This is a genomic window from Ruegeria sp. H4 (genome assembly GCF_056533065.1).
On the sequence record NZ_JBQFOC010000002.1, the window covers coordinates 498,014 to 510,842 of the forward strand.

Annotated in this window: 11 protein-coding genes; 3 read left to right on the plus strand and 8 right to left on the minus strand. The window is 57.3% G+C overall.

Translation table 11 applies throughout. The annotated features are described in order from the left end of the window. Nucleotide 1: 1 nt before the first annotated feature. From ACR0KG_RS13980 to ACR0KG_RS13995, 4 genes are all read right to left on the minus strand, one after another. Nucleotides 2–1,330, minus strand: a complete 1,329-nt coding sequence (locus ACR0KG_RS13980) for a TRAP transporter large permease (protein ID WP_480827610.1) — start codon at nucleotides 1,328–1,330, stop codon at nucleotides 2–4. Between the two features lie 11 nt (nucleotides 1,331–1,341). Further along, nucleotides 1,342–1,854 (minus strand): TRAP transporter small permease, encoded by a 513-nt coding sequence (locus tag ACR0KG_RS13985; RefSeq protein WP_170532422.1) that lies wholly within the window; start codon nucleotides 1,852–1,854, stop codon nucleotides 1,342–1,344. A gap of 111 nt (nucleotides 1,855–1,965) precedes the next feature. Further along, nucleotides 1,966–3,111 carry a TRAP transporter substrate-binding protein gene (locus ACR0KG_RS13990; RefSeq protein WP_353008037.1) on the minus strand — a complete coding sequence of 382 codons (1,146 nt, stop codon included), beginning with the start codon at nucleotides 3,109–3,111 and terminating at the stop codon, nucleotides 1,966–1,968. A gap of 24 nt (nucleotides 3,112–3,135) precedes the next feature. After that, complete coding sequence (locus ACR0KG_RS13995) at nucleotides 3,136–3,321, minus strand: hypothetical protein (RefSeq protein WP_480827611.1); 186 nt, start codon at nucleotides 3,319–3,321, stop codon at nucleotides 3,136–3,138. A 135-nt stretch (nucleotides 3,322–3,456) separates the two neighbouring features. Between ACR0KG_RS13995 and ACR0KG_RS14000 the strand changes: the two genes are divergently transcribed. Beyond that, on the plus strand, nucleotides 3,457–4,476 hold the full coding sequence (locus ACR0KG_RS14000; protein WP_480827612.1) for a LacI family DNA-binding transcriptional regulator: 1,020 nt from the start codon (nucleotides 3,457–3,459) through the stop codon (nucleotides 4,474–4,476). On the opposite strand, the gene ACR0KG_RS14005 is transcribed toward ACR0KG_RS14000, so the two are convergent. The 3 genes from ACR0KG_RS14005 to ACR0KG_RS14015 all read right to left on the minus strand — a co-directional run bounded on the left by ACR0KG_RS14005 (nucleotide 4,477) and on the right by ACR0KG_RS14015 (nucleotide 9,077). Beyond that, a complete protein-coding gene (locus tag ACR0KG_RS14005; RefSeq protein WP_480827613.1) occupies nucleotides 4,477–5,364 on the minus strand; it encodes a sterol desaturase family protein in 888 nt (295 codons plus the stop codon). It lies immediately after the preceding gene. A gap of 179 nt (nucleotides 5,365–5,543) precedes the next feature. Then, nucleotides 5,544–6,515, minus strand: a complete 972-nt coding sequence (locus tag ACR0KG_RS14010) for a LysR family transcriptional regulator (protein WP_170532415.1) — start codon at nucleotides 6,513–6,515, stop codon at nucleotides 5,544–5,546. Nucleotides 6,516–6,641: 126 nt separating this feature from the next. Beyond that, nucleotides 6,642–9,077 (minus strand): GcvT family protein, encoded by a 2,436-nt coding sequence (locus ACR0KG_RS14015; protein WP_480827614.1) that lies wholly within the window; start codon nucleotides 9,075–9,077, stop codon nucleotides 6,642–6,644. Nucleotides 9,078–9,262: 185 nt separating this feature from the next. On the opposite strand from ACR0KG_RS14015, the gene ACR0KG_RS14020 reads away from it, so the two are divergent. Beyond that, a complete protein-coding gene (locus tag ACR0KG_RS14020; RefSeq protein ID WP_480827615.1) occupies nucleotides 9,263–10,783 on the plus strand; it encodes a trimethylamine methyltransferase family protein in 1,521 nt (506 codons plus the stop codon). Nucleotides 10,784–10,856: 73 nt separating this feature from the next. Beyond that, complete coding sequence (gene speB / locus ACR0KG_RS14025) at nucleotides 10,857–11,825, plus strand: agmatinase (protein ID WP_480827616.1); 969 nt, start codon at nucleotides 10,857–10,859, stop codon at nucleotides 11,823–11,825. Here the strand turns inward: speB and ACR0KG_RS14030 are convergent. Beyond that, on the minus strand, nucleotides 11,822–12,796 hold the full coding sequence (locus ACR0KG_RS14030) for an arginase family protein (RefSeq protein ID WP_480547803.1): 975 nt from the start codon (nucleotides 12,794–12,796) through the stop codon (nucleotides 11,822–11,824). The two genes, speB and ACR0KG_RS14030, sit on opposite strands and share 4 nt — an antisense overlap. Nucleotides 12,797–12,829 lie beyond the last annotated feature (33 nt).

Genomic DNA, 12,829 nt, shown 5'->3' on the forward strand with positions numbered 1-12,829 from the left:
CCTATTGGTAGATTTCAGGGAGCAATGTGGTTGAAACTGCGGGTACATACGCGATCAACAGAACCACAATCAGCATGGTCAAGACAAAGGGAACGGCGCGGGCTGCAATTTTTAGAATTGATTCTCCGGTTATCCCGGAAACAACAAACAGGTTCAGGCCCAGCGGCGGTGTGATAAAGCCCACACCCAATGCGGTGATCATCATAATGCAGAACTGAATCTCGTTCATGCCGATATTGTCGGCCAGAGGTTTCAGGATCGGTGCAAGGATCACGATGTTCGGCGTTGTTTCCATCACACAGCCTGCCGCGATCAGAATGCCGATCATCAAGAGAATCAGCAGGTACGGGTCATCGGTCAGGTTGGTAACCGAGGTCACAAAGCCCTGCGGCACACCCATGATCGCCAGCGCCTCGGCCAGCGGGGCCGAAAAGGCGATGATCGGCAGGATCACCCCGTTCACCTTGGCTGAACTGACCAGCATCGATGGAAAATCGGCCAGCGACAGCGTGCGCATGATGAAACCCATGATGATCGTAACAACAACGGCGGTCGCACCGGCCTCGGTCGGGGTCAGGCGACCCGAGAAGATGCCGTAGAAGATGATGCCCGGCACAATGAAAGCGTACCAGCCGGACTTCAGCGCCTTGCCCAGATTGGCCAGCCACTCACCCATCGTCATCATGCCGCCGCCCTCGTAAGAATACAGGCGGTTCATGATGATATTGGTGATCAGGATCGAGACCAGAATGGCCAGACCCGGGATCAGCGCGGCCAAGAACAGGGTTGAGGCGGAAATTCCCAGCACAAGCCCGATGATGATATAGGCAATGGAAGGCGGGATCAGGATGCCGGTACAGGCCCCCGCCGCAACCAGCGCGCATGCATAGGGGCGCGGATAGCCGCTTTCGACCAGACGGTTGATCGTCATGCGCCCCACCGCGGCAGCGCCCGCCGCGTCCGAGCCCGAAATGGCCGCGAACATACCGCAGACCAAAACGGTCGCTGAGCCAAAACCACCCTTGGCGAAACAGGTCAGCGCCTCGGCCACGTCCAGGAACTTTCGGGACAGTCCAGTGCGGACCAGCACGTCTCCGGTCAAGATGAACAGAGGCACAGCAGTCAGGGCAAACGCGTCAATGCCGGTGAACAGGCTCTCGCCCACCAAGCTCAGCGGCAGGTCGCCAGACATGACCAACATCAGGATCGCTGCCGACCCGATCGCCGCCCAGACGGGCACTGCCATGGCGATCAGACCCACGAACAGGATCACCGGCAGATAAAAATCCCAGCCCAGTTCAACTGTTTGATTGAGGGAGTTCCAAAGCATCTCAGATCTCCTCAGTCAAACAGCTTGTCGCCTTCGAAAACGGGCGTGCCGTCACGAAGTGATTTCAAGTCGCGCATCAGGGATTGGATCAGGCGCCAGATCATCAGCGCAAATCCGGTTGGTACTGCCATCAGGAACCAGACTTTCGAAATCCGCAGCCCATCGGTGACCGAGCCGAACTTGGCCGAGACATGCACCGCCTCGTAAGACCAATAAAGCGCGATGATCGCGACAACGAACATCACCAGATCGCCAAAGATATACAGCAGCGCCTTGGGGCGCGGCCCAAGGTAATGCATGATCACATCGATACGGATATGCGCACGCTCTTTCACAGCGGCAGCGGCACCGATCCATGCGAGGTAGATAAAGGAATACCGGACGATCTCTTCGCCCCAGATCGAGGAATAGGCAAAAATCTCGCGTCTTAGCACCTCGATTGCCATGGTGATGACCAGCATCACGTAGAACACCAGCAACAGCCAACGCTCGGCGTCCCGGTCTATTTTCTGAAGTACAGTCATGTCCGGTTCCAATTCTTGGCAGCACTTCAGAATGCGGCCACGGTAACCGCTTCAATATGCTGCTTATTGTGGAGCAAACGGGTGCGCCACGGCGCACCCGCCTAGATCGCATTAGGCGTCGTGGACGTAGTATTTGCCCTGCGTGCCGGCCGCTTCGACCAGTTTCTCGAAGTTGTCCATCGATCCTGCCAGCTCGGTCTTGAACGGATCCCAGTCAGCATTCTGATAGCCGCCTGCGTCCTGCCATTCGGCCAGTTGATCGTCGCTGAGTGAGTGGAACTGCACACCTGCCTTGTTCAGCTCGGCCATGGCATAGGCGCGTGCTGAAGGAACCTTGGACAGGTTTTGGTGGCTGGTCATTTCCGAACCCCACATGATGCCTTCCTGCACATCGGCGGGCATCGAGTTGAACCATTCCAGGTTACAGGAATAAACCTGACTGTCTGGAACTGCCTGCGTAAAGGTCACATGGCTGAGTATGTCCTTGAAGCCAAAGACAAACAGCGCGCCCACCGATGGGTCAAGCGCATCCGCCACGCCCTGCTTGATGGCCGAGGGGGTCTCGCCCCAGGCGACAGGCGTCGGGTTGGCACCGACCATTCGGTAGTATTGCTGCAGCATCTTCGAGCCTGGCACGCGGAACTTGATCCCACTCATATCGCCGGGCGTGATCACGGCATCGCCGCCTTGACGCACTGCAACCACGCGAGGATCGATGACGACATAGAACAGCGCCTTAAAGCCCGCAGCCTCGACCTTGGGGTGAACCTCGTTCTTCCAGGTGTCCGAATGCACCAGATTGGTGAAACGTTGGTTCGAACCGCAGAGATACGGCATATTGATCAGATCGACGGTCGAGGCAAAGGGCGCAAAGTTCGAAAGCGAATGCTGCGCGGCCTGAATGGTTCCGCCCTGCACTTTCTGCACCAGCGAGCCACCCGCGCCCAGCTGACCGCCCGGTGCTAGTTTCACATACACCTTGCCGTTGGTTGCGTTCTGGATGTTTTCCTTCAGATCCAGCTGCATGATCGGATAGCTGCGGGACGCGCCCAGCACATAAGCGGTTGCAACGGTCATCACATGATCGGCTGCCTTTTCACGCTCGCTTTCTTCCTTGGCGGTTTGTGCTGCGGCCTCGGATGACCAAAGCACCCCACCAGCGCCCGCAACTAGGGCGGCTGTGAACGCGCCACTTGCGCTCAGTTTCAGGAAATTGCGGCGCTCCGCGGACGCCAGTTCGTTTTTGTCGTTGTGCATTAAGTGCCCTCCCAAGCAGAAAATTCAGCCGCCGCTCTCGGTGTCCCGGTCGGCCTCTTTTTTCAGAATTGCGACAACGAACAGGATCGACGCCGCGAACAGGACCAACATTTCTCCGACATCCCCGAAAACTGCAGCATTTGCGAAGGCCCCCAAGGCAACGTTCGCAAAATAGATGACGAACACGACAATCGAGGCTGCAAGAAACATTTCTGGGACTCCCTGTAGAATCGGCCCAGCTTCATTTGTAAGCGCTTACATCACAAATGCAAGCGCTTACATTGGCGCTTCCCCAAGGCCCACGAACAAGATAAAGTTCAAAGAAATCGAAGCTTGAGTTTGAAAATGTCAAAAACCCGGTCAGCGCCTACCTTGGATGACGTCGCCAGAAAGGCAGGTGTGTCTACGGCCACGGTGTCCCGATGTTTGAACGACCCAAAGCGCGTGGTCGAGGCGACGCGCGCCCGGGTGATGTCTGCAGTTTCCGAACTGGGCTACACCCCCAATTTTGCAGCACGGGTGATGGCCGCGAAGCGATCCTTCACCATTGGTGCAATCATCCCAACTATGGAAAATGCGATTTTTGCCAGAGGGTTACAGGCCTTTCAGGAAGAGATTCATAACCAAGGCTATACCCTACTGGTGTCCAGCTCTGCCTATCAACCCGAGGCCGAAGAAGAACAGATCCGCACCCTGGTCGCACGTGGAGCAGACGGGCTGTTGTTGATCGGTCACGACCGCGATCCACGTATCTTTGACTATCTGGATCGGCAGAAAATCCCGATGGTTGTGGCCTGGTCATTTGCCCCGAACCAAAGCGCCCCATCGGTTGGGTTCGACAACCGTGAGGCGATGCAAACCTTGGCGAAGCAAGTTATAAAGCTTGGACATACGCGCCTTGCGGCGATATCTGCGTTGACGCAGGGCAATGATCGTGCACGGTTTCGCATCGAAGGTATTAGGGATGCGATGCGCGAAAACGGCCTGCCAGAGCCATCTCTAAAGGTGATCGAAACGACCTACGAGATCGAAAATGGCGCGGCCGCTTTCGAGCAGCTGATGTCCCTGCCCCAGCGCCCGACCGCCGTTCTTTGTGGCAACGACGTTTTGGCCGTCGGTGCAGTACGTCAGGCAGAAAAGATGGGCATCTCTATACCGGATGAAGTTTCGATCACCGGGTTTGATGACATCGAATTGGCGCGGATTATAAGCCCATCGCTGACCACCGTGCATGTGCCCCATCGTGAAATGGGCCGCAAAGCCGCAATCGAACTGATTGATATGATCGAAACAGGCTCAACCGGCCAATCGCTGCGGTTGGAAACCAATGTGATCAACCGAGAGTCATTGGGCCGGGCCACCTGACTATTTACCCATGATCGACTTGCGGCGTTCCTGCATACGCTCGTTCGCCTCAACCGTGCCGTCATGGAACGATCCGAACCATTTATCCCAAGGTATCTCGAGCGAGCCATAGTTACATTCAAAATACCGGTGGTGCATTTGGTGGTGGAACGTGCCCAAGGCCAACCGGTTCTTGTCTTTGATCACCAACCCCTGAAAGCCTGTATGCGTCGTCACCGCCGTCAGCGTGTAATATTGCAGGTGAAAGATGATATGCAGCGGGTGCGCTCCGACCACAAAGTGGATCAGGACCGAACCAAGGTAGATCGCATGTTCCGCCGGATGCATCGACAGCCCGGACCACGGCCCCACATTGATGTTCCGGTGGTGGACCGCATGAATGTGTTTGTACAGAAACGGGATGTGGATCAGCCTGTGAATCCAATAGAAATAGAAGCTTTCCCAAAGCGGTATCAGCAGGAAGATCGCCACAAACCAGATCGGATTCGCACCCCATGTCACCAAAGGGACGTAGCCATTTGCCAGCGACCAAAACATCAATACTTCGTAAGCCGACCAGAAAAACACTCCTGACCCTAACGTCCAGAACATGTTGTCGCGTACCTGCCCGCCCAGGGTAAATTGCTTGCCCTTCAGCATCAAAGGCCGAGGATCATACTTTAGCTGGTCCCCCTGCGCCGAGTATTTGTAGAACCACAAATGCAGCAGCCCCGCGATACAAAAGATCAGAACCAGATTTCGAACATAAATCTGCGCGATCCACCCGATCTCTAGCTGCGCCGCCTCCTCTAAGCTGGGGCTGAGCCACAGATAGCAGGCACAGGAGATTGCAAGGATGATGAGCTTCTCAGAAATCAGCAGCCAGGATCCCCAAACCCAGCGCAGCATAGAAAGCGGTCTGAGCGGCCACCTGAAAAAGGGGGAAACCTGTATCGGAACCTCTGGGATATGGTTCCAGCCTTTCAACTTCGGTTCAGACATCTGCGCCATCCCGCTGCGTATGCGTGTCAGTCTGGCACGAACCAAGCCGTGGACAAAGGGATTGTTCGGTTCTGCACCTGCTCTTGCTACGCGGATTCGAGCGGCAAAACGCGAAAGTCCTGTTCGATCCAGCGATATCTGGTGCAGATTGGGTCACAATAGTTTTGCTTGATCAGTTTGCTCAGCACGCGGTGTATCAGCATCGACGTTGAGGACGGATAGACTTCGGTCGTGAACAAAGAGACGGTGCGCGCAAAGTTTCTGCCGGGAAAGGGCTGCACGTTGATGTTATCGTGAAACCTGCGCGCACGCCGAAAGCTGGCGGCGGTGGTCACGGCCCATCCACTGCCTTCGGCAACCAGACCGGCGATGGACTGGTTGCACTCTAGCTCGAACCGGTTGGGCAGATTAATTTTACTGCGCGTCAGCTGAATTTCGATCTGCTTTCCGATCGTGTAGTCGCGGGAATACCGCAGGAACGGTAAATCAGCATCTGGTTTCAGAACGTCTTCTACCGTGCCGGAATAGGTCTTTGGCAGGATGACCAGGAACGGATCGCGTAGCAACGGGTATTCGATCAGCCCGTCTGTCCGGCCCGGTGGGCGTGTGGCAACACCGGCATCCAGCTTATGCTCCTGCAACTTAACAATGATTTCATGGCTCGGACGGGTGAAATGCCGAAAGTTACACCGGGGAAGCGTCTGCGCCAGATAGCGGAACAGTTCCGGCGCGACCTGGTTGTCAAAATCATCAACCAACGCCAATCGCAGAGATGTGGCGTGCAGCCAGTTCCCAGACCGGATTTCCGCCTCGCCCCGTTTCAGTACGGTCAGCCCCTCACGCACATATCGCGCGAACACTTCGCCTGCAGGGGTAAGGCCCATCGGGCGGCGCCCGTGATCAACCAGATCGATCCCCAGCGCGGTTTCCAGACTGCGCAGATGGTTCGAAACGGTACTGATCGACAACCCCGTTTCAGACGCCGTTTGCTGGATGGATCCGGACTTGGCGATCAACTGGAACACCTCCAGCCAGCGCAAACTTAGCGATTTCGACATCCGCGTGTCTCCTCCCGCCTCTCTGTTTCGGAAAAACCGAAACAGAGAATCGCAGAGACGGCAATGCGGAAGTTGAATTTGAGGGCAAGAAGGCGGCTTAAATTGCCAAATTGCGCAATTTAGTGCCTAGCTCCGCATTCGCTCAAACTGTGAATCATAGGGCGAAGGCGCGATGATCATTGCGTCAACTCGCGTTCCACACATGTCGATTTCGTGTTTGGTGCCGATGTCGGCACAGTCGGGCTCGACAAAGGCATAGGCTAGGTTCAGCCCTGTCCGATGCCCCCATTCGCCCGACGTCACCGTCCCGACCACACGCCCCATTTGCATCACGGAGGCCCCGCCATGTGCTGGCGCTTGGTCGGTTTGCACAGCAAGCGTCACGAGGCATTTGGACGGCCCTTTTTCGCGCCGCTCTACCAAGGCCTCTCGCCCGATAAAATCACCTTTCTGAGGTTTTACAAACCGGGCCAAACCCGTCTCATAAGGATCGAATTCGGTGATCAGATCGGCTTTCCAATGCAGAAAGCCTTTCTCCATTCGCATCGACTCAACCGCGCGCGCGCCAAACAGGCGAATATCAAACGCGCGCCCAGCCTGGCGCAAAGCTAAGTATGCGGCATAGAGCGATGAATTGGGTACATGGATTTCATAGGCAAGCTCGCCCGAAAAACTCAAGTTCATTACCGTCGCGGGTGCAATACCGACAAAACACTCCCGCACGCTGAGCCATGGAAACGCGTCTGCTGACCAATCACCCCGGGCACATCCGGCCAAGACCGCGCGGGCATTTGGGCCTGCCAAAACAAGGATCGTCTGGTCGTTGGTCAGGCTTCTGATCTGCACATCTTCGCCCGCGCGCAGATGCTGGTTGAGCCAATCCATGTCATGATATTCGCTGGCCGCCGCCGAGCCATACCAGACGCGCGCAGGGCCGCGATCACTGGCGGGCAGGTTTGCAACCGTCGCCTCAGCTTTGATCATTCCGTGATGGTTCAGAAGGTATCCCAGCCCCACCCGGCCTTCGCGTTTCGTCACCGTGCCGCAGAACATGCGGTCCAGAAAGGCATGGCGGTCCGATCCGGTGATCTCGATCCGGTTGAACCCATTCACCTCCGCCAGTCCAACATTGGTTTGCACGTTCTGGACTTCGGATGCGACGATGTCGAAGCTTTCGTCAAAGTCGAAACCGAGGGTCGGTTCGAACTCAGGATGGGGTTTGATATAGTCGACGCGTTCCCACCCATTCACCACAGTGAATTCCGCCCCTTCCGCCGCCAAAACCGGGGTTAAAGGCGTGGTTTTGGCCGGACGTCCCGCGGGGCGATGTTCGTGTGGAAAATGAAATCGGAATTCGTTTTGATAGTCCTCAATGGCTTTCAGCGCCGTAATCTCGACATTGGCATGACCGGTGAAGCGCCGCGGGTCGAGACACCAGGTGTCATAGCAGGCCTCGCCATGCACGATCTGTTGAGCCAACAGCCAGCCGTGCCCGCCCCCCTCGCCCAGGCCAGCGCGTAGGCCGATAATACAGAATGCGTTGCGCTTGCCGGGTATCGGCCCAACCAAAGGCGCACCATCTATCGTGTAGGTGATCGGGCCGTTTACGACAGTATGAATCCCAACCTCCATCAGGGCGGGCATCCGGGCAAAGGCCCCTTCCAAAACGTCCGTTACGCGGTCCAGATCATCTGGGCACAAGGCGTTGACGAAATTTGGATCAATCCCGTCCATGCCCCAGGTCTTGCAGTCCTGTTCATAGAACCCGACCAGTAGGCCGTTCTTTTCCTGACGGCAGTAATAATCGCTGATCGGGCATCTGAGCAGCGGCATCCGGTGGCCTGCATCGCGAATAGCTGCGATCTCTTCTGTCAGAAAGTACTGATGCTCCATCGATGCGACGGGGTGATGCACCCCCATCATCGCGCCGACTTCATTCACGCGATAGCCGCAGGCATTCACGACGATGTCGCAGTCGATATCGCCATGTTCTGTCTGCACTGTCCAGGTGTCATCGCTGTGCTGGACCAGCCCTGTCACCGGTGTATTGCGATAGACCTCGGCCCCCGCCTTGCGGGCACGCCGCGCCAAAGCCTGACACAGTTGCGCCGGATCAATATCGCCATCCAGCGGATCCCACAGCCCTCCGACCAGATTGTCGGTCGAAATCAAAGGATGCCTGTGGGCGCATTCCTCAGCGTCGATCACCTCGAAATAGACATCCATACCTCGTGCCATCGACGTGAAATGGCGATAGCCTTGCATCTGCGCTTCGGTATTAGCCAGCCTAATGCCCCCATCGGCGTGGTGGTAGTTGATCGGATAATCCGGATCGTCGGCCAATTCCTTGTACAAACGGATCGAGTGGGATTTCAGCCCAACCATCGTCTGGTTCATGCCGAAATTCGTCACTTGCGCGGCAGAATGCCAAGTGGTGCCCGATGTCAGCTCATTCCGTTCAACCAGAACCACATCGCTCCAGCCTTCCTGCGTCAAATGGTACAAGGTGGAACATCCGGCGATCCCTCCTCCGATCACAACGACCTTTGTGCGTGTTTTCATCGCGCGCTCCCTCCTGCGTCTTTCAGATGGTGGCGACAAACCCGGCCTGTCAGCAACGCGGGTTTTGTGAGTTTGAAAAAATCGAAACTATGGTTTTAGATTTCAAAAGGCTGATTTCTGGTTTTGCGGGTAGCCATCTCTGAGTTCTACGGTGACCCCAGATAAGACGGAGGAGCGCCCTGCGCATGGCATCGGACGGAAACAGAAGAAGCGGCCGCAAGGCCCGCCATGCGCAACGGGCCGGCAAGCCCGAGGTTGATCCCTGTGCACCGGGACAGGTCGGCGGGTTTTACAAACCGCTGACCGAAGCTGAGATTTCCCGCGTCTATGATACCGCGCTTCGCCTGTTGGAAACGCTCGGTATGGGTGAAGTTCCGGATCGGCTGTGCAGGGATCTACTATCGGCGGGCGCGTTGGAGGCTGAACAAGACCGCGTTTTGCTTCCGCGCGGCATGGTCGAAAACGCAATCGGCACAGCCGCCAAAACCTTTACCCTACATGGCCGAGACGAAGCACGATCCATCGCAGTCGGTGGCGATCGGGTGTTTTTCGGTACCGGAGGGGCTGCGGTTCAGACGCTGGACCTTGAGAGCGGTGTTTATCGCCCCTCAACCCTTGCCGATCTGCATGATTTCACCCGCCTGCAGGACACGCTTGCAAATGTCAGTTGGTTCACCCGCTGTTGCGTTGCGACAGACGTACCCGATGTTTTGGATCTGGACGTAAACACCGCCTATGCGCTTGTCAAAAACACCACGAAACCCGTCGCAACCTCATTCACCCTGGCCGCGCATGTCGCCTCGATTGTCTCGCTTTTGGACATTGCCGCAGGCGGTCCCGGAGCGTTTTCCGAACGCCCGTTCCTGAAAGCCCATATCAGCCCCGTAATTTCTCCGCTCCGCTACGGCGAAGATGCGGTGGACGTTGTCTATGAATGCGTCCGCCACAACATCCCGATGTCCTGCATCACCGCCGCACAGGCCGGGGCAACAGCGCCAGCAACACTAGCCGGGTTTCTGGCGCAATCGCTGGCCGAGACGCTGGCGAGCCTTGTTATGGTCAACACGATCCAGCCCGGCTTTCCGATGGTGTTCTCGAACTGGCCCTTCATCGTCGATCTGCGGACCGGGGCCTTTGCGGGCGGCAGTGGCGAAACCGCCATCCTGAACGCCGCCTCGGCCCAGATCATCAACTGGCTGGGCCTACCGTCGGGCGTTGCGGCTTCGATGACAGACGCCAAGGCGATTGACGCGCAATATGGGGTTGAGAAGGGCATGACCTCGCTGGCGGCGGCTCTGGCCGGTGGAAACCTGATCTATGAAAGCTCGGGCATGACCGCGTCGCTGTTGGGTGCGAGTTTTGAAGCCTTTGTGCTGGACAACGAAATGCACTCTCATACCTATCGCGCGCTGCGGGGGATCGAAGTGACTGAGGAAAACCTTGGGTTTGACGCGATCTGCCATTCGGTTCTGGGTGATGGTCACTTCCTCGGCAGCTCTCATACCTATGAAGCGATGGAGCGGGATTATTTCTACCCCGCCCTTGCAGACCGAACCGAGCCGCGCACGTGGCAAGAGGACGGTGCAAAGGACGCCTGGACCAATGCCCGCGAGCAGGCCATCGAGACCTTGCAAACACATCACCCCACCTATCTGACGCCCAAGCAGGATGCAGAGATTCGCAAGCGGTTTCGTATTCTCTACTGACCGCAAACTATGGATTGGCGACGCGCCGCCAGCCGGTTAGGGTCGCAGGACGCTAAGGATCACGGGGGGCACCATGGCAGACGCATTTTTCCAACCGGTATCGGCGATGGACCTTGCCCGCTTTGCGGGAGTTCCAACCTTCATGCGCCTGCCGAACCTGACACCCGAGCATGAGCGATACAAAGACGTCGATTTGGCGCTGGTCGGCATCCCATGGGATGGCGGAACCACAAACCGGCCCGGCGCGCGGCATGGTCCCCGGCAATTGCGCGATTATTCCACCATGATCCGCGCCATGAACCCGGTCACCGGCATCAGCCCGTTTTCCTTGGTGAACTGCGCCGATCTGGGCGATGTTGCGCCCAACCCGGTGGACATTGATGACACGCTGGATCGCGTGACCAGCTTCTACGGGCGTCTGGTGTCAGATGGCATCACCCCGCTCACCGCGGGGGGGGATCATCTGACCACCCTGCCCGTCCTGCGGGCTTTGGCAGCGTCCGGCCCGCTGGGTCTGATCCAGTTCGACAGCCATACCGACCTGTTCGACACTTATTTCGGCGGCCACAAATTCACGCACGGCACCCCGTTCCGCCGCGCCGTCGAGGAGGGTCTGGTCGATCCCAAACGCTCTGTGCAGGTCGGCATTCGCGGCACCGCCTACAATACCGAGGACATCGAATGGGGCGAGGCGCAGGGCATTCGCATCATTCGCATTGAAGAACTGTTCGATCGCGGCATCGGCGAAGTGATGACCGAGGTCCGACAGATTGTCGGCACAGCCCCGACCTATTGCACCTATGACATAGACTTTGTCGACCCGACCTACGCCCCCGGCACAGGTACGCCTGAAATCGGTGGGCCCAACAGCTTTCAGGCGCAGCAGGTCATTCGCCAGATGTCGGGCGTGAACCTAGTGGGCGCTGATCTGGTCGAGGTCGCCCCCCCGTTCGATCCGAACGGAGGCACGGCGTGGCTGGGGATTTCGCTGATGTTCGAACTGCTCTGTGTGCTGGCGCAGGCCGTGGATGCGCGGCGCTAGCTGACGTTTTCGGCAATCATCGAGATCATCTCGAACATCACCGCAGCCGCCGTCAGCGCGGTGATATTGTTCGGGCTGTCCTTGGTGGGCATCATACAGACCACGTCTCCTCCGATAATGTTCAAGCCGCGCGCGGCATGCAGAAGGCCCACAGCCTCATCAATATCGAAACCCTTCTCGCCGGGTTCCAGATTGGATACCGCAGGCGCAACGGTCGGGTCGAGGCAATCCAGATCGAAGGTGATATAGACCGGACGGTCGCCCAGCACTTCGCGCGTTTGCGCCAACACATCAGCAAGACCGCGCTGCCGAAACTCGCGCATTGTCACGATGTTATAGCCGTAGTCATAAGATGGCTGGAGCCAGTCCAGACTGCGCGGATGCCCCCGTAAGCCAATCTGCATGGATCGGCTTGGATCAACCTGCCCTTGATCAGCCAAATACGCGCCCCAATGCGCGGCCGATTTCTTGGCGCCCAGGAAGTGATCCACTTTGGTAAATACATCGGTATGCGCGTCAAAATGCAGAAAGCTCACCGGCTCGCCCCCCGCCAGCTTGCCACAGCCTAGCGCCTGAACAATTCCACCGGTGATCGAATGATCGCCACCAATCGAAACCGGGCGCGCACCTGCTGCATCAATATCTTTGTAGAACTTGGTGATCTGCTCGATACAGGCTTCGTTATCATTGGCTCGCGGAAACGGCACATCGCCCACGTCTGCGATTTTCGCACTGGTCCACGGGTCGATCTGAAACAGCGAATGAACCCTACGCTGTACGGCCGAGACATGGCGCAACGCGCGCGGGCCCAGGTGCTGGTCCCGTTCGGTGGTGCCATTGCCTGTGGAATGGGGCACACCCGCCAGAGCGATATCCTGACCTTCAGGGCCAATATTGGGGCAGCGAAACAGTGTTGGCACGCCCCACCAATACAGGTTGTCCATCATGGACTGTTCGTAACGATCCACCATTTCGCTCTCCCTCATAGAAAAACGCCCCCGGCG